We start from the raw sequence: 21084 nt of genomic DNA on the forward strand, positions 1-21084 counted from the left end.
CCACGACCGCGAGAACACGTCGCCAAGTTCTTCTGATACAGTTCTTCTGATACTACACTGAGTACTGGACCAATCACTGTATTGGACCGTAGTTGACTCCCTCACAGTCAATCTGTCACGAGGATTAGGATCACCACCACCTTCCATTCTGCCTTACTCGGACGTTCGCTCGCGCTTCGCCGGGCGGCCGAGTTCCCGTTCGACTGCCTCGACCTTTTCGCTCGCGCGCTGGTCCCGCGTCCGTTTGTCGTCGATCTTGAGGACGGTGCTCACCCGGTCCCCGTCGACGGCCTTGTGAGCCGCGCCGACGGCCGCAAGGAGGGTGTCGACGTCGTCGGCCTCGATCACCGTCCCCATCGGGTTCGTCTCGTAGCTCACGTCGAACTCCTCGAGGGCGGCGACCGCCTTCGCCACCTCGCCGGACATGCTCTCCTCGGTCACCGGTGCGACACTCAAAAGGGCGATGACTGTCATGTATTCGGGTTCGTCCGCCCGAATCATAACCGTGCCGCCGGCAGCGCGGAAAACCGTTTTCCGCGTCGGCGACCTCCACACGGACAATGGGATACGCGTGTCCAGTCTGTGTGGTCAAACAGCCCGACGGCGAACACCTCGCACATCACCTGGCGTTTACGGCGATGCTTCACGGCGACGAACACGAGACGTGGCTGGATGAGCACGCCCCAGGCTGGGAGAACTGCGGGCCCGAAGAACTGGCCGAAACCGTCGTCGAGGACGCGCCCGAGGCCGACGTCCCGGACGTGGATCACGCACACTCCCACGGGGAGTCAATTCCGGCCCACGACCGACGGACGCCGGCGGGCAGGGGTGGCGGATTCGACGACGAGGCGGCCTCCGTCCTGCAGGAGGCGCAGGCGCTCACTCGAGCGATGATGGACGACGAAGAAGAGAAAAAGGAAGAGGAAGATGACGGCGACGCGGGCGGAAACGGCGACAGCGACACCCACGAGTGACCGACGAGCCTTTTGAACCCCCGTCCCGAGAAGGACCCATGGAGACGACGGGAGTGTACGAACCCGAGACGATCGAGGAGGCACGGGAGGCCTACAGGGAGGCCGGCCCGGCGGCGAAAGTCGTCGTCCGCGAGACCGCAAGCGCAATGGCGTTCGACAGCGCCGAGTACGAGTCCCGCGTGACGAGCGAGGTCGTCGAGACCGCCCGCGACGCGCTGTTCGCGTCGTTGCTTTCCGTCCGGGTCGGGAGCCGCGAGGAGTTCGAGGAGTGGTGTGCGGATCGACCATCCTACGACAGCCGGGTCGTCGGCGGGGAGAACGTCGATCGGGTGGTCTGGCACGCCGCGCCGTTCACAGAAGAGATCGTTGCGGCGACGTTTCAGGACGCCCGGGAGGCCGCGATCGCGACGGTTAGGCGGCAGGCGTTCGGCGAGATATACCGGGATCGGTTGTAGCGACACCGCGGGCAAACTGCCAGCCAACGGGATGTGTCAAACGGCCCTTTGTGCCTACAGAAGGGCTTCAAGTAGACGGACCGAACATAAAAACATGAACCGACGACGCCTACTCGCCGTGTCGGCCGCCCTCGCCGTCGGCGGGGTCGCCGGCTGTGTCGGCGACGGCCCAGGCGACAACGGCGGGTCGATGACCCCCGCCGGACCGCTCCCCGATGTCGACGACGAGACGCTCGCGGCGACGATTCGAAACGCCAACGGGTTCACCTTCGACCTGTTCGGCCGACTCGCCAGCGCTGCCGACGAGGACGGGGATCCCAACCTGTTTGCCTCCCCGCTGTCGGTGTCGACGGCGCTCGCGATGACGTACGCAGGGGCGAGAGGAGAAACGCGCGAACAGATGCGCGCGGCGCTGCGATACGATCTCGGCGACGTCGGGAACGACAACGGAGAAAACGACGATGGAAACGGCGCCCCGAACGAAGCGCTCCACGGCGCGATCGCCGAACTGCTCTCCCGGCTGAACGAACGGGGCGAAGCGATCGATCCGGAGGACCTCCCGTCAGCGTACGACGAGGAGGACGATCCCGTTCCCTTCGAACTGTCGATTGTCAACGCCGTCTGGGGCCAGGAAGGCTACCCGTTCCGCGATGAGTATCTGGAGTTGCTCGAGACATACTACGGCGCGGGACTTCGAGAGGTCGATTACGTGAGCGATGCGGAATCCGCCCGCGAGGACATAAACGAGTGGGTGGCCGGACGGACCGAAGACCGAATCGACGAGCTCCTCCCGGGAGGCGCGCTTGACGAACTCACCCGGCTCGTGTTGACCAACGCCATCTACTTCCAGGCCAACTGGGCCGAGCCGTTCGAGGAACAGGCGACAGAGACCGCGCAGTTTACCACACTCGACGGGGAGTCGGTCGACGTTCCGATGATGCGGCACTCGGAGATTTCTGTTCCGTACGGAGAGGCCGAACTGTCCGGAGGCGACGTCGCGGGGGTCGAACTTCCGTACGTCGGCGACGAGGTCTCAATGCTAGTCGTTCTCCCCGAAGACGGGGCGTTCGAGTCGGTCGCCGACAACTTCGACGGCGACGACCTCGCCGCAGTCATCGAGGAACTGGAGCAACGGGAGGGGCGAGTCGAACTCCCGCGGTTCGAGTTCGAATCCGGCTTCCAGTTGCGCCCCGCCCTCGAGGAGCTCGGGATGGTCGAGGCGTTCGACCGCAATGAGGCCGACCTCACCGGGATGTACGATCCCGACGACCCCGCTGCCGGAGGCGAGAACCTCTTCGTCGACGACGTGTACCACGACAGCTACGTCGCCGTCGACGAGGAGGGGACCGAGGCGGCCGCCGCCACCGCCGTCGTCGTTTCCGCTGATTCGGCGCCGGCTGATCCCTTCGAATTCGTCGCAGACAGGCCGTTCCTGTTTCTGATCCGCGATCGGCCCACAGACGCGCTGCTGTTTTTCGGTCGCGTCGGCGATCCGACCGCGGAGTGAACTCCCGGCGGCGATCCGTTTCCGTTGCCCGCTCGGAGATCCATAACAGCAACTTTATCACTCGCAGAGAGCGAATCACGCACAAGATTACTCCAGGAGGTACACGGTGACACGAAACCACAAACAACCGGAGGTGAACATCGGACTGGTCGGTCACGTCGACCACGGCAAGACGACGCTCGTACAGGCGCTGTCGGGGTCGTGGACCGACCAGCACTCCGAGGAGATGAAACGCGGCATCTCCATACGGCTCGGGTACGCGGACGCGACGTTCCGCGAGTGCCCGGGGATGGAAGATCCGGAACGATACACAGTCGAAGAGGAATGCCCCGACGGGGAGGAAAGCGAGCCGCTGCGGACGGTGTCGTTCGTCGACGCGCCGGGCCACGAGACGCTGATGGCGACGATGCTGGCGGGCGCCGCGATCATGGACGGCGCGGTGCTGGTGGTCAGCGCCACCGAGGACGTCCCCCAGGCGCAGACCGAAGAGCACCTGATGGCGCTGGACATCATCGGCATCGACAACATCGTCGTCGCCCAGAACAAGATCGACCTCGTGGACCGCGACCGCGCAGTCGACCACTACGAACAAATCCAGGAGTTCATCGAAGGAACGGTAGCGGAAGGATCGCCGATCATCCCGGTGAGCGCCCAGCAGAACGTGAACATGGACCTGCTCATCCAGTCGATCGAGGAGGAAATTCCCACGCCTGAACGGAACTCGGACCGCGCATCGCGGATGTTCGCGGCCCGATCGTTCGACATCAACCGACCGGGCGCGACCCACGAGGACCTGGTCGGCGGCGTCGTCGGTGGCTCCCTCGTCCACGGGACACTCTCGGTCGGTGACGAACTGGAACTCCGTCCCGGCCGCCAGGTCGAAGAGGGTGGGCAAACCGAGTGGCGATCCCTCGAGACGACGGTGCGGTCACTACAGGCCGGCGGCTCCCCCGTCGAGGAGGCGTCGCCGGGTGGACTTCTCGGCGTCGGCACCGGGCTGGATCCGAGCCTCACCAAAGGCGACGCGCTCGCCGGACAGGTCGCCGGCGAACCCGGAACGCTCCCGCCGACCCGCGAGTCGTTCGAGATGGAGGTCGAACTGCTCGATCGCGTCGTCGGAGACGGCGACGGTGACGGCAACGTCGAGGAGATCTCCACGGGCGAACCGCTCATGCTCACCGTCGGCACCGCCACGACCGTCGGCGCGGTGACGAGCGCACGCGACGGGGAGTGTGAGGTGAACCTCAAGCGTCCCGTCTGCGCCGAGGCCGGCGCCAAGATCGCGATCAACCGGCGCGTCGGCGCGCGGTGGCGGCTCATCGGCGTCGGGACGCTCGAGTGAACGTGAGCGTGAGATACCGTGGCCACCGTCGTGATGGACACGAGCGCCCTGATGATGCCGGTGGAGTGTGGCGTCCGCGTGTTCGAGGAACTCGACCGGCTCCTCGGGGAGGTCGATCCGCTCGCGCCCCGTCCGGTCGTCGAGGAACTGGAGTCGCTTTCGGCGGGCGCCGGCGAGGAGGCGACCGCCGCCAGCGTCGGCCTGGACCTCTCGAGACGGTGCGAGGTTCGCGAGACCGACGCCGGCTACGCCGACGACGCCGTCCTGGAGCTTGCAGTCGCCGAGGACGCGTACGCGGTGACAAACGATCTCCCCCTGCGGGACCGGCTGCTGGAGGCGAACGTTCCAGTAATCGGTTTAAGGGGTCGGAACACACTGGCGATAACGGAGCCGTGAGCCCGCGTCCGGCGGCCGCGGTTCGGCGTCCCCGGAATCGGAACTGCCGGGAGCGACCCGGGAAAACCAGGGAGGTTATACGGCGGCGACGAGACAGCAACCCTACAGGAAGACAGTCACAGGGAGACGAACGGTACGAGATGACGAACGTCACAGGAATGCGAGGTATCTGATCCATGTACAAACGCGTACGACTCAAGGACACGGTCGAGGTTCCGCCGAAACATCTGGCGGACGTCACCCCCCAGCGGGTGAAGGCCCTGTTGCAGGAGAAGCTCGAGGGACGAATGGACGAGGACGTCGGGAGCGTCGTGAGCGTCGTCGAGGTGCACGACATCGGCGACGGCGCCGTGCTGCCGAACCGTCCGGGAGTGTACTACGAGGCGGAGTTCGACGCCATCACCTTCGATCCGGAGATGCAGGAGGTCGTCGACGGCACCGTCGTCGAGGTCGTCGAGTTCGGCGCCTTCGTCGGCATCGGCCCGGTCGACGGGCTGTTGCACGTCTCGCAGATCTCCGACGAGTATCTCGCCTACGACGGCGCCAACCAGCAGCTCGCCTCCAGCGAGTCGGACCAGTCGCTCGGGGTCGACGACCCCGTTCGGGTCCGGATCGTCACGAAGAGCATCGACGAGCGGAACCCCCGCGACTCGAAGATCGGCCTGACGGCGAAACAGCCCGGACTGGGCAAACACGAATGGCTCGAGAAGGCTCGCCGTCGGCGCGAGCAGGAGGGCGAAGCCTCGGCGGGGGGCGAATAGATGGCGTCCGATCGCCTCGCGTGCCGGGAGTGTCACTTCGTCAACCACGGTGACGCACAGAGCTGCAAGCTGTGTGGGTCCTCGTCGCTGACGGAAGACTGGGCCGGCTACGTCGTCGTCACCCACCCGGAACAAAGCGAGATCGCAGACGAGATGAACGTCACTGAACCCGGCAGTTACGCCCTGAAAGTCCGGTAGGTGTCCGTCGTGGCCGATCTCGCGTCCGACGGTGGTGCCGACGATCCGACCTTGTTGTGTCTCCCGGACGAACTTCGAACGGAGTTGAAAGACCCGCTCGGAGCGATTTACACCGATGCGAACGAGTTGCTTTCTGCGATCGACGAGTTCGCCGCCGAGCACGGAGACAGTTCCAACAGCCGGACCCCGAAACTGGTCGCGGTCGGCGACGTCGTCACCGCCCACCTCCTGGACACCGGTCGACGTCCCGACCTCGCGGTCGTCGACGGGCGAACCGAACGGGAAAGCGCGCCCGAATCCGTACTCGAGACGATCGAAGACGCGACAGACGACTGCGTCGGGAAAACCGTCGAAAACCCCGCCGCGGTTTTGCGCCACGAGCTGCTCGTGGCGCTCCGTGAGGGCCTCTCCTCGCAGGAACCGACAGTCGTTCGCGTCGACGGCGAGGAGGATCTCGCGGCGCTTCCCGCCGTGCTGGCGGTCCCCGTCGGATCGAGCGTCGTGTACGGACAGCCCGGGGAAGGAATGGTTCACGTCGCCGTCACCGACGCAGTGAAACGCGAGGTTCGCGAGTTGCTCACCAAGTTCGACGGCGACAGCGAGGCCGCGTTTCGAGTCCTCGAACCGAAGCGATCCTGAAACGTTCCACCGACAGAATTCTGTTCGCCCGTCGATACGGCTTTGTCGGTGCCGGAACGCGAGTTTCGTATGGACGATTCAAACCAACCGGAGCTCACGCTGGACGGAAGTGTCGGTGGCGGGCAGTACTTCCGGTCGGCGCTGTCGTTTTCGGTGCTGACCGGCCGGGACGTCGAGATACGGGACGTTCGGGGGGCACGCGAGAACCCGGGGTTGAAGCCACAGCACGTCGCCGCAGCCGAAGCACTGTCGTCGATTGCGAACGCGGAAACCGACGGCGTCGAACGGGGGAGTCGGACCGTCTCGTTCCACCCGAGCGAGGTGCAGCCGGGGCGATACGCGGTCGACATCGAGACCGCCGGCAGCGTCCCACTCGTGGTCGACGCGGTGTTGCCGCTTTCGCTCGTGACGCCGGGACCGGTACGGTTGCAGGTAACCGGCGGAACGGACGTGAAGTGGTCGCCGCCGCTTTCGTACCTGCGCCGGGTGAAGCTACCGCTCCTCCGGGAGGCGGGAGTGCTCGCGTCCGTCGACGTCGGTAGACGCGGATTCTATCCGGTCGGGGGCGGCGAGGTGACGCTTTTGATCGGTCCATCGAAGCTCACACCCCTTTCTCTGGACGAGTCGGGCGAACGGCGCGGGCTCAGAGCGCTTTCGACCGCGTCCGAGGACCTCACAGAGGCGGACGTCGCAGAGCGTCTCGCGGACACTGCCATCGAACGGATCGGCGACGACTGGACCGTGCTCGAACGCACCGTGACGTACGTCGACAGCGACTCCACGGGGGCGGTGGTCGTTCTCGTCACAGAACACGCACCCGAGACCGGGGAATCGTCCGGGACCGGGGAATCGTCCGGGACCGGGGAATCGTCGGCGGAGATCGAAGCCGGGTTCGAGCCCACGTGCCGGTTCGGCGCCAGCGCGCTCGGGGAACCCGGGGTTCCCGCCGAACGGGTTGCAGGCGACGCCGTCGACGCCCTCCGGGAGCCGATCGACGCCGGGGCAACTGTCGACGTGCATCTCGCCGACCAACTGCTCCCGTTCCTTGCCGTCGCAGGCGGGCGGTTCCGGGCACCGCGGCTCTCGGAACATCTCGAGACACACCTGAAACTGCTCGAACAGTTCGGGGCCGCCGTCGAATGGACCGAACGGGACGACGGGACGGTCGACGTGTCCGCAACCGGAAACTCACCCGACCGGTGGTGAGCGCGCCCTCGGTAGCTACTGTGCCTACCGGGACCGATACACAATAGTCACCACGGAACGTACGATCGGACGTGTCGGATCTGTCTTCGCTCGCGCTCGGGTTCAGACTACTGACCGCGGCAGTAGCCGTGTTCGGACCGACGGTGCTGTTTCTCTGTTTGCTTCGGTTCCTCGAGTGGCTCCGGGACGACGCGCTCGTGACTCGACTCACAGCCCGCGGGATGGATCCCGAACCGGAGCCTGCGCCCGTCGATTTCCTCTCCCCGCTGGGTGCGGAGAGCTCGTCGGCGCCGGGATCTGGAGAGAAAACGAGGGAAACAAACGAGACGGACGATTTCCCGGGCTGACAGGTCGGACAGGCAACGTGAACCCATAGTCCAGGCCGACAGGAACCAACTTTCAAGACCACCCGCATCTAACCGCCGAATACCGCTATGAATATCACTGATATTGCTGTCGAGGAGTACGTCGAGGTCGACACCTCCACTCGACTCGGGAAAGTTCGGTCTATCTTCGAAGAAAAGAACCCGAAAGGAATCGTCGTCACCGAGGACGGCGAGTACGCGGGCGTCATCGGCGAACGGGACCTCATAAAGTCGCGCATCGAGGACGACACGAAGGCGTCCGTCGTGATGAAAAACGCCCCACGGGTGAAGCGAACCGAGCACATTCGGGAGGTCGCGCGGATCCTCGTCGAGGGGAACGTCAAGATTGCGCCCGTGTACGAGGGCGAGAAGCTCTACGGGATCGTCACGGAGGACGGAATCCTCGAGGCCGTGCTCGACAACCTGGACGCGATCACCGTGGAGCAGATCTACACGAAAGATGTCGTCACCATCACCGAGGAGGGCCACGTCGGGCAGGCGATCAATCGGCTGCGGGAGAACGGCATCTCTAGGCTCCCCGTGCTCAACGAGAACGGTCGGCTGACCGGCGTGATCACGACCCACGACATCGTCGAGTTCGTGATCCGGGGGGAGAACCGTCTGGGCCGTCACGACCGGTCGGGCGACACCGACCGGATGCTCGACATCCCCGTCTTCGATCTGATGTCGAACCCCGTGTTGACGGCCACGCCAGAGGAGACGGTGAAGGCGGCCGTCGAGCGAATGTTCGAAAACGACATCGCGGGCCTGGTCGTCAGCGACGACGGTGAGGCCGTCGACGGCGTCGTGACGAAGACGGACGTCCTCCGGGCGCTCACGTTCACCGAGGAGGAGTCGATGGACGTCCAGATCACCAACATCGCGCTTCTGGACACGATCTCCCGGGAACACATCGTCGAGTCTATCGAATCCGTCTCCGACAAGTACCAGGACATGGCCGTCCACCACGCCCACGTTCGGTTCCACGAACACAAAGAGAAGCTCCGTGGCACTCCGTTGCTCCAGTGTCAGATTCGACTCCGGACGAGCGAGGGGCAGGTCGCCGGCTCCGGCGAAGGGTACGGTTCCGAACACGCCTTCCACGTCGCACTCGACAAACTCGAGCGCAACGTCCTCGAGATGAAGGGATTCAAGGCAGACGAGGAGTACCGCGGACAACTCCTGCGGAAGCTCGGTGATCTGTAGGTTTCTTCCCCGGCACTTTCACTCGGATAGAATCGGCGCAACGGTTTTTACGACTGACCGAATGGTACAAAACGACCATGAATCAGCGTTCGCGCCGGTTACGGCTCGCCGAATGGGCCGATCTCGTCGACGAGGAACTGCCGGAACGAGCGCTCGAACGTCCCACACTATCGGCGTTCCCGGAGGGCCACGCGGGCGGCGAGGACGGCGACGGCGGAGAGGGAAGCCGGCAACCGCGGGGTGACGGTCGCGGACTGCACAGACGTTCGAGGTAGCCGCCGTTCACTTCCGCCGCGCTTGGGGAACCCTTTTCGAGGATGCCGCCATAGACCCGACGATGGCGGCCACCGAAGACGTCGCGTACGTGGATCATCCGCTTTTGGCCCCCGGGCTCGTCGAGCGCCGCGGCTACCAGCTCGAACTGGCCGCGCAGGCACGGACCGAACACACGCTGGTCTGTCTACCGACCGGGCTCGGCAAGACGACGGTGAGCCTGCTCGTGACGGCCGAGCGACTCCACGACTGCGGCGGGACGGCGCTGTTTCTCGCGCCGACGAAGCCGCTGGTGACACAGCACGCCGAGTTCTACCGGCAGGCGCTTTCGATCCCCGACGACGAGATCGTGGTGTTCACCGGCGAGGTCAGCCCCGACGACCGCGGCGAGCTGTTCGAGCGCGCTCGGATCGTGATCGCAACGCCGCAGGTCATCGAAAACGACCTCGTCGGCAACCGGATCGACCTCGCGGACGTCACCCACCTCACCTTCGACGAGTGCCACCGGGGAACCGGCGACTACTCGTACGTGTACATCGCCGACCGCTACCACGCCGACGCCGACGATCCCCTGGTCACCGCGATGTCGGCCTCCCCCGGCGGCGACGGCGAGGAGATCCGGACCGTCTGTGAGAACCTCGGCGTGGGCAACGTCGCGGTGATGACCGAAGAGGACGCCGACGTCGACGAGTACACCCACGACACGGACGTCGAGTGGATCGAAGTGGAACTGCCGGAAACAGTGATCGAGATCCGGGACGCGCTCAACGAGGTGATCGAAGACCGACTGGAGAAATTGAAGTCACTCGGCGTGACGAACACGACCTCGCCGGACCTCTCACAGAAGCAGCTCAACCGGATGCGGGGCAAGCTCCAGAAGATGATGGACGAAGACCAGTCGGCCGGCTACAAGGGAATCTCCACGCACGCGGAGGTGATGAAACTCCGGCGGGCGGTCGAACTCGTCGAGACGCAAAGCGTCGACGCCCTGTGTCGGTACTTCGAGCGCCAGCGTCAGGCCGCCCGCTCGTCGGGCGCCTCGAAGGCGAGCCAGCGACTGGTCTCGGAGCCGAAAGTCAGAGAGGCGATGCGGAAGGCGGAGTCGTTCGACGGCACCCACCCGAAGTTCTCCCGGACGCGCATTCTGTTGGCCGAGACCCTGGGCATCGGCGGCGGCGAGCGTGTTATCGTGTTCACCGAGTCACGCGACACCGCGGAGGCGCTTTCGGCGTTCCTCGGGGAACATTTCGACGTCCACCGGTTCGTCGGCCAGGGGGACAAGGAGGGCTCCGACGGAATGACGCAGAAACAACAGGCTGAGACGCTTTCGGCGTTCCGGAACGGGGAGTTCGAGGTTCTCGTCTCGACGTCGGTCGCCGAGGAGGGGCTGGACGTGCCGGAGGTGGACCTGGTGTTGTTCTTCGAGCCGGTTCCGACCGCGATCCGGTCGATCCAGCGGAAGGGGCGAACCGGACGGCAGGCGGCCGGGCGCGTCGTCGTGCTCATGGCGAAGGACACCCGCGACGAGGCGTTCTTCTGGATCGCCCGGCGGCGAGAACAGCGGATGGAGTCGGAACTCCGGGAGCTCAAGCAGTCGGCAGACGAGATACAGCAGGAACTCCCCGGAGAAAGCATCGACGACAGCGGCATGGGCGGAGACGACGGCAGCGAGGGCGGAGACGACGGCAGCGAGGGCGCCGACGACGGCAGCGAGGGCGCCGACGACGGCCGGAGGGACGGACAGCCGGGACTCTCCGATTTCGCGACCGGATCGGAGACGACGGGGGACGGTAGCGACGACGACAGCGACGAAAATGAACCCGGCGAAGGCGACAGCGACGGTGAAGGCGGTAGTCCCAGCGAGGACAACAGTGACGACCAGAGTGACGAGGAAGGGATCGTCGCGACTGCCGAGAGCGAGGAGGGGGCCGAAATCGTCATCGACCAGCGCGAACTCGACTCCCACATCGCCCGGGAGCTCTCCACCCGCGAGGGGATCTACACCCGGCTGGAGACGCTGTCGGTCGGCGACTACGTGCTGTCGGACCGGGTCGCAGTCGAGCGGAAGTCCGTCGACGACTTCCTCGACACGCTGACGGGCGGCGACCGATCGCTGTTCGAACAGGCCGGCGACCTGGCCCGCAACTACTCGCGACCGGTGTTGATCCTCGAGGGCGAGACCGACCTGTACGGCGCACGGAACGTCCATCCGAACGCGATCCGGGGGGCGCTCGCGAGCCTGGCGATCGACTTCGACGTGAGCGTGCTCCGGACCGACGGGACCGAAGGGACGGCGAACATGCTGGAGACGATCGCCAGGCGAGAACAGGAAGAACGCGACCGCGCTGTGAGCGTCCACGGCGAGAAGGGGAGCAAAACGCTCCCCGAACAGCAGGAGTACGTCGTCTCCGCGATCGCCGACATCGGGCCGATCACTGCCAGAGGTCTGCTGGAGGCGTTCGGCAGCGTCGAGGCCGTGATGACCGCAGAGAAAGAGGACCTCCTCGAAATCGACGGCATCGGCGAGGTCACCGCAGACCGGATTCGGGAGGTCGTCGCGAGCGAGTACGTCCGGTGATCCGCCCGGGACCGTCGAACCTGACTACTCGATCGGTTCGTTGTTATCGTCGAGCCTGACGACCGTCGGCTCGAGGATCTCGTCGTCGAACCCGCCGTATGCCATAATGATGAGCCGATCGCCGACCGCAGCCAGCCGGGCGGCCGCGCCGTTGAGACAGATATCGACGTAGTCGCCGGGAATCGCATACGTCTCGAACCGCTCGCCGTTGTCGACGTTCACCACCTGAACCTTCTCGTGTACTGCGATGTCGGCCGCCTCGAGTTTCGAACCGGTTCCCCACCAGAAAGCAGTTCGCGGATCCATCCGAGCTGTCGGAGCAAATCGGCTTAATCCCGGCTAATTCGCTTTGAGCGTCTCGATCATATTTATCCCGCTGGCCCTCAGCACCGACTGCGATCATGAACCTAGATTCGACGACCCTCCGAAAGGCCATCGGGCGAAACGAGGTCCGTTCGGCGAGCAAGCTACTGCTTTCGGCAGTCGCGCTCGTGTTCGTATTGTACCTCGCAACGCTTTTGCCCGGTATCGATCGGCTCGTGCCACAGACGCCGGTGACGTTCGCGGCGGTCGTGACCGCGATCGCGACCGTCGTCGTCGTGGGACTGCTCGTGTACACCGCACCGAAATTTGCGTCAGTCGTTCGGCTGGTGCTCGACGGCCCGAAGGACGTCGTTGAGAACCTCGCGTCGGTCGTCCACTGGCTCGTGGTTCTTGTCGCCGTGATCGTCGCCCACAGCGGCCTTACGGGCATCTCAGCCCCAGTTTTCGACGGGTTCGAGTGGCTATACGACGGGATCTTCCTTTTGCTCGCGCTCCCGGTGTTGGCCGTGATCGCGGCGCGGCTGTACGCCGGCCTCGATCCCAGCGCCGACCTGATCGCCGACGCGATTGTCGGAGACGGGGAAAAGGATCCCAACACCGAAGGCGACGGAACGAGGTAGATTACTCGTGAGCAATAGTGAAACCACGATCCCGGGGGAACCCGAGAACGGAACCGACGACGCGGACGGTACCGGGACGGTCGACAAAAGCGAGATACCGCTCGTCGAGGGTGCCGCGGCCGGCCTGCTCGCGTGGATAGTCGGATACGTCGCCACGTATCTGGTGGTCGCACCTGGCGTGCGCGATTCCCCGTTGAATCAGATCATCCAGGCGCTGGACGGGGAGCCGGCAACCTACGAGATGGTCGGGTGGGTGTTTTACAACGCCCACTTCGTGAACACCGTCTTCAGAGACATCCCGATCGTCGGGGGCCATACGACCTCGTACATCGGCGGCGAGGAAGGGTTCACCGTCATCCTGTATGTGATCCCGGTCGTGTTGTTGCTGCTGGCTGGGCTTGCAATCGGTCGGTATCAAGGGGCATCGGACCCGACCGACGGGGCGATCGCTGGAGTGACCGTCCTGGTCGGCTACCTGGTGCTGTCTATCGTCGGCCTGTTCGTCTTCGAAATCTCCGTCGGCGGGGCCAGTGCCGCACCCGACCGGCTGGCGGGCGTCGCCCTCGCCGGGATCGTCTATCCCCTGGTGTTCGCCGGCGCCGGCGGGGCCGCGTCGGCGCTTCTCGAAGGCGACCGCTCGTAGGCCGCAAAACAACGGATGCAGTTCCGGGCGAATGAGAATTGACAGCAGTTCCTTACGGTTGGGCATCGTTTCTCCAGACGAGGGATGGTCGACTACTACGACAAACTCCTCGCGGCCGTTCCGGCCGCGCTGGCGCTGGGTGCCCTCGCGAGTCTCCTCGACCCCCTGGGGTTCCATCAGGGACTCGCGCTCGGCAGCCTCGCAGCCACGATTATCCTGTACGAGGCAATCGTTCGCAACCCCCCGATCGAGCCGACGGCGGCCAACGTCACGGCGTCGACGATAACCGGAATCGGGTGGTTGCTTGCGATTCTGCTGTATCTCTTTTGAGTGGATTCGGAGGCTGGTCCGGCACCGGTCTTATAAGTACCGAACGGGCGAACGTCGGTCTATGAGCCGCAAGTGGACCGCCCCCCGTCCGGTTCGACGGCGATGAGGGGGCTATACTACAGGTACCTCGTCGTTCTGGTGCGGTTTCTGCCGTTCGCACTCGCGTTCCTTCGGGACCGGCGCCGGTTCCTTTTGTTCGGCCCGCCGCGTCGCCCGGACGAGAAGATTCACCACCAGCGGGCCGAACGGATACGAGATACGCTGCTGGAACTTGGCCCGGCATTCATAAAGGTCGGACAGGTTCTCTCGACGCGCCCCGACATCGTCCCGCCGACGTACGCGACAGTGTTCGGTACGCTCCAGGACGAGGTGCCGGAGGGGGTCGGTGGCGACCCGCTGACGGTCCTGGAGGAGGAACTCGGCGACGAAATCGACACGATGTCGGCCGACTCCGTCGCCGGCGGGTCGCTGGCGTTCGTCTATGCTGCCTCCTACGACGGGGGCCGCATCGCTTTGAAAGTTCGACGCCCGGGGGTGAAAGCCGTCGTCGAGCGCGACCTCCGCGTTATGGCCGGGTTCGTTCCGCTGATAGCGGCGCTGGCGCCCGAGCGACAACAGTACTCGATCCGCAACGTCGCCGACGACTTCGAGGAGATCATCCTGGACGAACTGGATTTCGAGCGGGAGCGAACGATGATGGCCGAGATCCGGAACAACTTCGCCGACGACGACCGCGTCGTGATCCCGGCTACCCTCGAGGAACTCTCCTCCGACCGAGTGCTCGCGATGGAGTACCGTGCGGGACGAAAAATAACCGACGACGACGCCTTCGATGGAGTCGACGTCGACGCCCCGGAGATGGCCCAGCGGATCGTCGACGTCTATCTCGAGATGGGAGTCGTCGACGGCATCTTCCACGCGGATCCCCATCCGGGAAACCTCGCAGTAACCGACGACGGACGCCTGCTAATCTACGATTTCGGAATGAGCGAGCACTTGCCGCCAACCGTCCAGGAGCACATCGTCGGACTCTACCGGGCGCTGGTCCGGCGCGACGTCGACGGCCTCGTCGACGCGCTCGTCGCCCTGGACGTGCTCGATCCGGGCGTCGACCGCACGGAGGTCGGTCGAATACTTCAGCTCGTCATCGAGAACCTCCAGGGACGCCCCGAGATAACCTGGCGGGCGATACTCACTGAAATGACGTCGATGCTCCGGGATTTCCCGTTTCGCATCCCGCCCGACGTAATGCTACTCATCCGGGTCGGCACCGTAGGCGAGGGGGTCTGTCGCGAGCTCGATCCGGAGTTCGATTTCCTGGAGGCCGTCCGGTCGTTCCTCGTCGAACAGGGGCTCATCGAAACAGAATTTCAGGCGCTGCTCGATGAGACCACGAGGGACCTGCAGACGGCTCTCCCGGCGCTGTTGCGAACACCGGCGCGACTCGAACGAACAGTCGAACAACTCGAGCGCGGGGATATCCTCGTGCGCACCGAGGCCGTCGACGACCGCCGTACCGATCCGTACCTGGGGTATGCGGTACTCGCCGGGGCCTTGCTCGTCGCGGGCTCGGTGTTGAGCCTCCAGGAGGGACGGTATGCACTGCTCGCGTTCGCGCTCGCGACGGGGTTCGTCCTCGCGTATCTTCTGGGACGCCATTTTTCGGCGTGATCGCCTCGACTCGATAGCAAGGGGGCAGCCGCGGAACGCGTCGCGATCGAGATCAACGCCCAACCAGAACGTCAACGCCCAGCCCGAACGCCCCGCGTTGGTGGTCTCGACGAACGCCAACACCGCCGACGAACTCGCGTACATGCATCTCGGCGTCGCACAGGCTCGTCGCGGCTGGTGTGAGGCGAGCGATGTCCTGAGGTCCGTCGGGCTACTCGAGGTACGCTATCGCCTCCTCGTCGGACACCTGATCGAACCGTCGGTAGAACCCGCCGACTCCAGTGAAATACCCCGGTCTCTCCAGACAGACCACCTCGTCGGTAATCTTCGCTAGTTCCTCGATCGTCTCGGGAGGACCGACCGGAACGGCGAGAACGATCCGTTCGGCCCCCGCGTTGTGCAGTTGTTCGATACACGCACGGGCGGTCGAGCCCGTTGCTACCCCGTCGTCTACCAGGACGACCCGCTTTCCGGCAACCTCGGGTTCGGGCCCGCCCTCGCGGTATCGCTCGGCTTTTCGCCGCGCGTTCTCCGCTTCCTCGTCCCGCTTTCGCCGGAAGTACTCCTCGTCGACCGGGCGCCTCCGGAACGCCTCCTCGTTGCGCCAGACGCTTCCGTCGCTCGCGACCGCCCCGATGGCGTACTCGGGGTTCCCGGGTGCGCCGATCTTCTTGGCGACGACGACGTCGAGCGGCACTCCCAGTTCGTCGGCGACTGGCCGCCCCAGCGGCAAGCCTCCCCGCGGGATTGCGAGCACCAGGTCGGCCTCGACGTCCCGCTCGCGAAGTTCCGCCGCGAGACGCTCGCCCGCATCCGTTCGATCGTGGAATGGAGTCTGCCCGGACATATCCATTAGTTTGTTCCGTGACACCGTGTATTGATCGAAGGTTCCCGACGAGCGGGAAAACGTTCTGTTTTCTGCGAGCTTGCGGCCGCGAGGTCCCTCAGGCCAGCGGGAGCCGGGCGTCCCGAGCACCGCCGGAAACCCGTCGGCCTGACCCGCCGTTCCCGACGTCGATTAATGATTATTGTAGCGATTTACCGGTCGATCGGCCATCCGGCCCGCCGATCGTCCGGTTACGGCCTAGAATAATCATTAGATGACGTTCACTCCTCGTTGCCGACGTCGATGACGCCGTGTTGCTCGAAGTAGAGTCGAAGTTTCCGAATCGACGTGACGACCTCGTCGGCGTACTCTTCCACGAGCGGTTCCGGCTGGAACCCGATCGCTGTTCCGGCGGCCCGTAGCATCGGCAGGTCCATCGCGCCGTTGCCGACCGCGATGACCTCCCCCGCGTCGACGCCCTCGGCGGCGGCCAGCTCCTGGAGGGCCCGATCCTTGCCCGCGTCGACGAGCAGTCCCTCGATTTCGCCAGTGAGCGCGCCGTTTTCCATCGGCAACTCGTTCGCGACGAGGTGATCGACCGCGACACCGGCCCGTTCGAGCGCGGCCTCGACGCCGTCCTCGGGTGCACCGGTGACGATAGCGACAGTCACCCCCGACCGTCTGAGGGCGGTTATCAGTTCGGCGGCACCCTCCCGTAGTTTGCACCGCTCGAAGGCCGCCTCCACCTCGCGTTCGGGCATCCCCTCGAGGAGGGCGGCCCGCTGTCGAAGGGACCGTTCGAACTCCACCTCGCCGCGGAGTCCCTGCTCCGTCAAGCCCCGGATCTCGGAACCGACGCCGTATTCGCGTCCGAGCAGTACGGTGGCGTCCGTTTCAGAGAGCGTCCCGTCGAAGTCGAAAACCACGAAGCTCATATTCCATTCTACGACCCCGGATGACATAACTTGAGGGTGATGACACGGCGGTGTGCGCGTGACCGGCTCGAAACCCGCCGACACCGATCCCGTTCTCAGCCTGCAAGAACCCACACCTAAATTAATGATAGTCCCGGTGAATCTATCAATTGTATGAACTTCGATGAATTCACCGGGACCGTACAGCACAGACTCGAACTTCCGGACAGCGGACGGGCGGTGCGCGCGATCCGGGCGACCCTGATGACGCTGGGTTCCCGGATCCCCGAAGAGAACGCCGAGGATCTGGCGGCCTCGCTGCCGATGGAGATCAAGTGGTACCTGACCGGCGCGGTCGAAGAGCACGGCCAGCGGTTCGACTGGCGCGAGTTCATCGACCGGGTAAGCGAAATAGAAAACGCCGATCCGCCAGACGCCGCCCACCACGCCAGGATCGTTATCGACCTCGTCCACTCGGAGGTGCCGGAATCCGACTTCCGACAGCTCCGGGATATGCTGCCGGAAAGCGAAGACGACGAGAACTGGCGCAAACTGTTCGAGATCGTCGATGCCGGCGGCTGGAGCGAGGCCCACGAGGCCCAGACCGGGGGGGGCCCGCAGCCCGAGTCAGGTTCCGAGTGATTCGGCGTCCGCCCGGTTCGGCTACTGGATGAGAGTTTATCGACCGATTTGTCGGACGCCGAACGCGAGGACAGATCCGAGTATCGCAATCACTGCGAGCACCACGAACAGCACATTGACGTCGGCGTACGTCAGGACGGTTCCGGCCAGCCCGGCGCCGAGAGCGCCGATCCCGAAGATGGCGAGGTACGTGTAGCCGAACGAGAGTCCCCGCGTCTCTGGTGAGGAGTAACTCGCGACCGTGGCCTGCTGGAGCGGCTGGATCGTAAACAGCGCGACGCCGAGACACAGGGCGATCGCCAGGAACGGGACCACACCGACGGCGACTGCGGGAACTGCTCTCGCGTTTCGACAGCACCTCACTCTCGGCAAAGATGGTGTCGCCGTGATACACCGGCGCATGGTGGCGAACGTCGTCGTATCCCAGGTTCGCGGTCGCATTGATGGAGACGTCGATAACGCTCATCCCGACCGCCAGGGCGATGACGAACGTCCCGTCGACGAGGCGCTCGCCGAACTCGGTTTCGGCGGCGTACGCCTCGTTGAAGTGCATCGGGTTCAAGTTCATCGTCAGGTTCGTCAGCCAGACGTTGTCGGTCTCGGTGACCGTGCGACCGAACGGGTGTTTGTAGACCTCGCCAGCGGTGAAGTCCTCGAAGTAGCGCCCGTGCCAGCCCTCGACGAGCCGTTTCGGCGTCGATTCGGTGTCTGTCGTGTCGTCGGGTTCGTCAGTCACGATCCGACACACGCCGCAACTCGACGTAAGTGTATGGCCGGACGACTACTCTGTTTCGCTCGAACGGTCACTCGACCACCCCACTCGACGGTTCCCAATCAGTCGATTACGGTCCCCTCGTGGAGCTCCGCGTCGCGTTCGAAACGGTCGGCAGAAAGCGGGGAGACGTCGACCGTTTCCGGCGTGTCATCGAGGATCAGTTCTGCGACCACCTGTCCGGTCGCCGGGGCGTGCATGAACCCGTGTCCCGAGAACCCCACGGCGTTTACGAATCCGGGGATCGGTTCCTCGACGATCGGGTGGTGATCCGGCGTCACCGTGTACAGCCCCGCCCAGCCTCGGACGACCGCCGTCTCCGGACCGAAGTAGGTGGCGACGTCGGCGGCGCGCTCCAGCGTGTCGACGGTCCAGTCGGGGTCGTTCGAGGTCCGATACCGATCGGGGTCGTGCTCCGGGTCCCCGTCGGCGTTCCGACCGCCGACGATCGCTGCGCCGTCGGACTCCGGGCGGAAGTGAACGCTTTCGTCCACGTCGACCGTCATCGGGGCGTCCGGTGGGAGTGGCGGCTCCGGCTCCGCAAGGAGCAACTGTCGACGGCGGGGTGACACCGGGAGATCGAGGCCGACCATCTCGGCGATCTCGCCCGCCCACGGCCCCGCGGCGTTGACCACGAAGTCGACCTCGGAGACGCCGTCCTCGGTCTCGATCCGTTCGACCCGGCCGTCGCGGACCTGGAGGTCCGTCACTTCGACGCCGGTGTGGATCTCGGCGCCCGCTTCCCCGGCGCCGCGCAGGAACCCCTGGAGGGCGAGGTGAGGATCCGCGAACCCGTCCGTGGGGCTGTAGGCGGCACCGACGTACCGATCGGCGTAGAGGCCGGGACAGTGCTCGATCGCCTCCGACGGGGAGAGATAGTCGCTGGGGACGCCGAGATCGTTCTGTCTGGCGACGTTCTCCCGGAGGTGCTCGGCGGTCCCTTCGGTTCTCGCGAGAAACAGATACCCCGTTCGGCGGTAGCCGATCTCCACGCCGAACGTTTTCTCGAACGACCCCCAGACGGGCATGCTCTCCCGGGAGAACCGCACGTGTATCGGCGAGGTGAACTGGGCGCGAATCCCCCCGTTCGCCCGACCGGTGCTCCCGCCCCCGATGGAGTCCTTCTCGTAGACGGCGACGGAGACGTCCCGATCGGCCAGGTAGTACGCGCTCGCCAGACCGACGATCCCGCCGCCGACGATCGCAACGCGCATGTCACTGGCAACGTGGTCACATCAGTTAACAGTTGACAGCACAATGGACGAACTGCCGGACGCGTCAGAGCGGGAGAAGACGACTCATACTGATTATTGTAGCGATTTACCGGTCGATCGGCCACCCGGCCCGCCGATCGTCCGGTTACGGCCTAGAATAATCATTATCAGGCCGGCGTCGCGAGCGGGTCGCGCCCACGTTCGAGCCGTTCTTCGGCGTACTCCCGGGCGGCCTGCAGGGGGGTCACGCCACGATCGTCGGCGCGCTCGTACAGCTCGATTAGCCGGTCGCCGATCGCGTCTGCCTTCTCGAAGGCGTCCTCGATCGTGCCATCCACGTGCTCGGTGTGGACGGTGATGAGTCCGCCGGCGTTGATGACGTAATCCGGGGCGTACCGGATCCCGCGGTCCTGGAGCATCTCCGCGTGGTCGCGACGCTTCAGTACGTTGTTCGCTCCGCCGGCCACGATCTCGCAGTTCAGTTGCGGGATCGTGTCGTCGTTCAACACGCCGCCGATCGCACACGGCGCGAACACGTCACACGGCTCCGCGTAGACGTCCTCGGGTGCGACGGTGGCGACGCCGTATTCGTCCGCGAACGACTCCAGCTGGTCGGTGTCGACGTCCGACACCGTCACGTCGGCCCCCCGCTCGAGTAGCCGTTCGGCCAGCCCCGTCCCGACCTTGCCGATGCCCTGGATCGTCACCGAGAGCTCCGACACTGGTCGATCGAGTTCGTATCTCGCGGTCTCCTCGACCCCGCGAAAGACGCCGTAGGCGGTCACCGGCGACGGATCGCCCAGCCCGTCGCTTACACCCACCACGTGGTCGGTATGGTCGGCGATGACGTCCAGGTCTTCGACGCCGGTGTTGATGTCGACCGAGGTGATGTAGCGACCACCGAGCGCGTCGACCGCCTGTCCGTAGGCGGCCATCATCTCCGCAGTCTTCTGTTCCGGGTCGCCAACGATGACGGCCTTGCCTCCCCCGAGGTCCAGGTCGGCGGCCGCCGCCTTGTACGTCATCGCCTTCGAGAGACGCAACACGTCCTGGAGCGCGTCAGCCTCGGTGTCGTACGGAAGCATCCGCGTTCCGCCCAGCGCCGGCCCGAGCGTGGTGTCGTGTACGGCGACGATCGCCTGGAGACCCGTCTCCGGGTCCGAAACGTACGTTACCGCCTCGTGGCCGTAGTCGGTCATCCGGTCGAGAACCATGCCCTTATATTATG

25 protein-coding genes and 1 pseudogene are annotated in these 21084 nt (G+C 65.0%); 18 read left to right on the forward strand and 8 right to left on the reverse strand.

Annotated elements, in window-relative coordinates; all coding sequences use genetic code 11:
* Window positions 1-153 precede the first annotated feature (153 nt).
* On the reverse strand, window positions 154-474 hold the full coding sequence (locus AArcSl_RS01095) for an MTH1187 family thiamine-binding protein (RefSeq protein ID WP_119821636.1): 321 nt from the start codon (window positions 472-474) through the stop codon (window positions 154-156).
* 86 nt (window positions 475-560) lie between these two features.
* Between AArcSl_RS01095 and AArcSl_RS01100 the strand changes: the two genes are divergently transcribed.
* The 13 genes from AArcSl_RS01100 (at window position 561) to AArcSl_RS01160 (ending at window position 11900) form a co-directional block, all read left to right on the forward strand.
* On the forward strand, window positions 561-974 hold the full coding sequence (locus AArcSl_RS01100) for a DUF5810 domain-containing protein (protein WP_119813894.1): 414 nt from the start codon (window positions 561-563) through the stop codon (window positions 972-974).
* A 38-nt stretch (window positions 975-1012) separates the two neighbouring features.
* Window positions 1013-1429, forward strand: a complete 417-nt coding sequence (locus AArcSl_RS01105; RefSeq protein ID WP_119813896.1) for a DUF5809 family protein — start codon at window positions 1013-1015, stop codon at window positions 1427-1429.
* 94 nt (window positions 1430-1523) lie between these two features.
* Complete coding sequence (locus tag AArcSl_RS01110; RefSeq protein WP_119813898.1) at window positions 1524-2936, forward strand: serpin family protein; 1413 nt, start codon at window positions 1524-1526, stop codon at window positions 2934-2936.
* A 106-nt stretch (window positions 2937-3042) separates the two neighbouring features.
* A complete protein-coding gene (locus AArcSl_RS01115; protein ID WP_119813900.1) occupies window positions 3043-4278 on the forward strand; it encodes a translation initiation factor IF-2 subunit gamma in 1236 nt (411 codons plus the stop codon).
* A gap of 33 nt (window positions 4279-4311) precedes the next feature.
* The gene (locus AArcSl_RS01120; RefSeq protein WP_119821638.1) at window positions 4312-4674 is read left to right on the forward strand and encodes a PIN domain-containing protein; all 363 of its coding nucleotides are present in this window, start codon (window positions 4312-4314) and stop codon (window positions 4672-4674) included.
* Between the two features lie 176 nt (window positions 4675-4850).
* On the forward strand, window positions 4851-5435 hold the full coding sequence (locus AArcSl_RS01125; RefSeq protein WP_119813902.1) for a DNA-directed RNA polymerase: 585 nt from the start codon (window positions 4851-4853) through the stop codon (window positions 5433-5435).
* Window positions 5436-5633 carry a transcription elongation factor subunit Spt4 gene (gene spt4, locus AArcSl_RS01130; RefSeq protein ID WP_119813904.1) on the forward strand — a complete coding sequence of 66 codons (198 nt, stop codon included), beginning with the start codon at window positions 5436-5438 and terminating at the stop codon, window positions 5631-5633. It begins immediately after the preceding gene.
* A complete protein-coding gene (locus AArcSl_RS01135; protein ID WP_394337311.1) occupies window positions 5634-6272 on the forward strand; it encodes a GTP-dependent dephospho-CoA kinase family protein in 639 nt (212 codons plus the stop codon).
* A gap of 69 nt (window positions 6273-6341) precedes the next feature.
* Window positions 6342-7478, forward strand: a complete 1137-nt coding sequence (locus AArcSl_RS01140) for an RNA 3'-terminal phosphate cyclase (RefSeq protein ID WP_119813906.1) — start codon at window positions 6342-6344, stop codon at window positions 7476-7478.
* A 71-nt stretch (window positions 7479-7549) separates the two neighbouring features.
* Window positions 7550-7825 (forward strand): zinc ribbon domain-containing protein, encoded by a 276-nt coding sequence (locus AArcSl_RS01145; protein WP_119813908.1) that lies wholly within the window; start codon window positions 7550-7552, stop codon window positions 7823-7825.
* Window positions 7826-7912: 87 nt separating this feature from the next.
* The gene (locus tag AArcSl_RS01150) at window positions 7913-9049 is read left to right on the forward strand and encodes a CBS domain-containing protein (protein WP_119813910.1); all 1137 of its coding nucleotides are present in this window, start codon (window positions 7913-7915) and stop codon (window positions 9047-9049) included.
* Window positions 9050-9126: 77 nt separating this feature from the next.
* Entirely contained in the window at window positions 9127-9324 is a 198-nt protein-coding gene (locus AArcSl_RS01155; protein WP_119813912.1) for a hypothetical protein, read from the forward strand.
* A gap of 62 nt (window positions 9325-9386) precedes the next feature.
* A complete protein-coding gene (locus AArcSl_RS01160) occupies window positions 9387-11900 on the forward strand; it encodes a DEAD/DEAH box helicase (protein WP_119813914.1) in 2514 nt (837 codons plus the stop codon).
* Between the two features lie 24 nt (window positions 11901-11924).
* Here AArcSl_RS01160 and AArcSl_RS01165 read toward each other — a convergent pair whose 3' ends face one another.
* Complete coding sequence (locus AArcSl_RS01165) at window positions 11925-12206, reverse strand: aspartate 1-decarboxylase (RefSeq protein ID WP_119813916.1); 282 nt, start codon at window positions 12204-12206, stop codon at window positions 11925-11927.
* Window positions 12207-12301: 95 nt separating this feature from the next.
* On the opposite strand from AArcSl_RS01165, the gene AArcSl_RS01170 reads away from it, so the two are divergent.
* The 4 genes from AArcSl_RS01170 to AArcSl_RS01185 all read left to right on the forward strand — a co-directional run bounded on the left by AArcSl_RS01170 (window position 12302) and on the right by AArcSl_RS01185 (window position 15488).
* Window positions 12302-12844 carry a hypothetical protein gene (locus tag AArcSl_RS01170; protein ID WP_119813918.1) on the forward strand — a complete coding sequence of 181 codons (543 nt, stop codon included), beginning with the start codon at window positions 12302-12304 and terminating at the stop codon, window positions 12842-12844.
* Window positions 12845-12851: 7 nt separating this feature from the next.
* Window positions 12852-13487 carry a transporter gene (locus AArcSl_RS01175; RefSeq protein WP_217563488.1) on the forward strand — a complete coding sequence of 212 codons (636 nt, stop codon included), beginning with the start codon at window positions 12852-12854 and terminating at the stop codon, window positions 13485-13487.
* Between the two features lie 84 nt (window positions 13488-13571).
* Window positions 13572-13817 (forward strand): hypothetical protein, encoded by a 246-nt coding sequence (locus tag AArcSl_RS01180; RefSeq protein WP_119813920.1) that lies wholly within the window; start codon window positions 13572-13574, stop codon window positions 13815-13817.
* 102 nt (window positions 13818-13919) lie between these two features.
* A complete protein-coding gene (locus AArcSl_RS01185) occupies window positions 13920-15488 on the forward strand; it encodes an ABC1 kinase family protein (RefSeq protein ID WP_119813922.1) in 1569 nt (522 codons plus the stop codon).
* Between the two features lie 211 nt (window positions 15489-15699).
* Here the strand turns inward: AArcSl_RS01185 and AArcSl_RS01190 are convergent, their stop codons facing one another.
* On the reverse strand, window positions 15700-16335 hold the full coding sequence (locus AArcSl_RS01190) for a phosphoribosyltransferase (protein WP_119821644.1): 636 nt from the start codon (window positions 16333-16335) through the stop codon (window positions 15700-15702).
* Window positions 16336-16595: 260 nt separating this feature from the next.
* Complete coding sequence (serB, locus tag AArcSl_RS01195) at window positions 16596-17249, reverse strand: phosphoserine phosphatase SerB (RefSeq protein WP_119813924.1); 654 nt, start codon at window positions 17247-17249, stop codon at window positions 16596-16598.
* A 153-nt stretch (window positions 17250-17402) separates the two neighbouring features.
* Here serB and AArcSl_RS01200 point away from each other — a divergent pair, with 153 nt between their 5' ends.
* Window positions 17403-17870: a DUF2267 domain-containing protein gene (locus AArcSl_RS01200; RefSeq protein WP_119813926.1), complete on the forward strand. Its 468-nt coding sequence runs from the start codon at window positions 17403-17405 to the stop codon at window positions 17868-17870.
* Window positions 17871-17906: 36 nt separating this feature from the next.
* Here AArcSl_RS01200 and AArcSl_RS01205 read toward each other — a convergent pair whose 3' ends face one another.
* From AArcSl_RS01205 to AArcSl_RS01220, 4 genes and pseudogenes are all read right to left on the reverse strand, one after another.
* Window positions 17907-18311 carry an MFS transporter gene (locus AArcSl_RS01205; RefSeq protein WP_193588530.1) on the reverse strand — a complete coding sequence of 135 codons (405 nt, stop codon included), beginning with the start codon at window positions 18309-18311 and terminating at the stop codon, window positions 17907-17909.
* Window positions 18199-18606 (reverse strand): annotated as a pseudogene (locus tag AArcSl_RS01210) (MaoC family dehydratase); the annotation flags it as partial. The gene AArcSl_RS01205 and the pseudogene AArcSl_RS01210, both read right to left, overlap by 113 nt.
* 98 nt (window positions 18607-18704) lie before the next feature.
* Window positions 18705-19856 carry an NAD(P)/FAD-dependent oxidoreductase gene (locus AArcSl_RS01215; RefSeq protein ID WP_119813929.1) on the reverse strand — a complete coding sequence of 384 codons (1152 nt, stop codon included), beginning with the start codon at window positions 19854-19856 and terminating at the stop codon, window positions 18705-18707.
* 167 nt (window positions 19857-20023) lie between these two features.
* Window positions 20024-21070: a Glu/Leu/Phe/Val family dehydrogenase gene (locus tag AArcSl_RS01220; RefSeq protein WP_119813931.1), complete on the reverse strand. Its 1047-nt coding sequence runs from the start codon at window positions 21068-21070 to the stop codon at window positions 20024-20026.
* Between the last annotated feature and the right edge of the window lie 14 nt (window positions 21071-21084).

This window comes from Halalkaliarchaeum desulfuricum (genome assembly GCF_002952775.1).
Taxonomy (GTDB): domain Archaea; phylum Halobacteriota; class Halobacteria; order Halobacteriales; family Haloferacaceae; genus Halalkaliarchaeum; species Halalkaliarchaeum desulfuricum.

Coding starts and splice junctions, on each gene's coding strand:
- AArcSl_RS01155 (WP_119813912.1), top strand. CDS start 9,127: ATGAATCAGCGTTCGCGCCGGTTACGGCTCGCCGAATGGGCCGATCTC.
- serB (WP_119813924.1), bottom strand. CDS start 17,249: ATGAGCTTCGTGGTTTTCGACTTCGACGGGACGCTCTCTGAAACGGAC.
- AArcSl_RS01190 (WP_119821644.1), bottom strand. CDS start 16,335: ATGTCCGGGCAGACTCCATTCCACGATCGAACGGATGCGGGCGAGCGT.
- AArcSl_RS01205 (WP_193588530.1), bottom strand. CDS start 18,311: ATGCGACCGCGAACCTGGGATACGACGACGTTCGCCACCATGCGCCGG.
- AArcSl_RS01185 (WP_119813922.1), top strand. CDS start 13,920: ATGAGGGGGCTATACTACAGGTACCTCGTCGTTCTGGTGCGGTTTCTG.
- AArcSl_RS01220 (WP_119813931.1), bottom strand. CDS start 21,070: ATGGTTCTCGACCGGATGACCGACTACGGCCACGAGGCGGTAACGTAC.
- AArcSl_RS01125 (WP_119813902.1), top strand. CDS start 4,851: ATGTACAAACGCGTACGACTCAAGGACACGGTCGAGGTTCCGCCGAAA.
- AArcSl_RS01165 (WP_119813916.1), bottom strand. CDS start 12,206: ATGGATCCGCGAACTGCTTTCTGGTGGGGAACCGGTTCGAAACTCGAG.
- AArcSl_RS01215 (WP_119813929.1), bottom strand. CDS start 19,856: ATGCGCGTTGCGATCGTCGGCGGCGGGATCGTCGGTCTGGCGAGCGCG.
- AArcSl_RS01200 (WP_119813926.1), top strand. CDS start 17,403: ATGAACTTCGATGAATTCACCGGGACCGTACAGCACAGACTCGAACTT.
- AArcSl_RS01095 (WP_119821636.1), bottom strand. CDS start 474: ATGACAGTCATCGCCCTTTTGAGTGTCGCACCGGTGACCGAGGAGAGC.
- AArcSl_RS01140 (WP_119813906.1), top strand. CDS start 6,342: ATGGACGATTCAAACCAACCGGAGCTCACGCTGGACGGAAGTGTCGGT.
- AArcSl_RS01100 (WP_119813894.1), top strand. CDS start 561: ATGGGATACGCGTGTCCAGTCTGTGTGGTCAAACAGCCCGACGGCGAA.
- spt4 (WP_119813904.1), top strand. CDS start 5,436: ATGGCGTCCGATCGCCTCGCGTGCCGGGAGTGTCACTTCGTCAACCAC.
- AArcSl_RS01120 (WP_119821638.1), top strand. CDS start 4,312: ATGGACACGAGCGCCCTGATGATGCCGGTGGAGTGTGGCGTCCGCGTG.
- AArcSl_RS01170 (WP_119813918.1), top strand. CDS start 12,302: ATGAACCTAGATTCGACGACCCTCCGAAAGGCCATCGGGCGAAACGAG.
- AArcSl_RS01160 (WP_119813914.1), top strand. CDS start 9,387: ATGGCGGCCACCGAAGACGTCGCGTACGTGGATCATCCGCTTTTGGCC.
- AArcSl_RS01105 (WP_119813896.1), top strand. CDS start 1,013: ATGGAGACGACGGGAGTGTACGAACCCGAGACGATCGAGGAGGCACGG.
- AArcSl_RS01110 (WP_119813898.1), top strand. CDS start 1,524: ATGAACCGACGACGCCTACTCGCCGTGTCGGCCGCCCTCGCCGTCGGC.
- AArcSl_RS01150 (WP_119813910.1), top strand. CDS start 7,913: ATGAATATCACTGATATTGCTGTCGAGGAGTACGTCGAGGTCGACACC.
- AArcSl_RS01180 (WP_119813920.1), top strand. CDS start 13,572: ATGGTCGACTACTACGACAAACTCCTCGCGGCCGTTCCGGCCGCGCTG.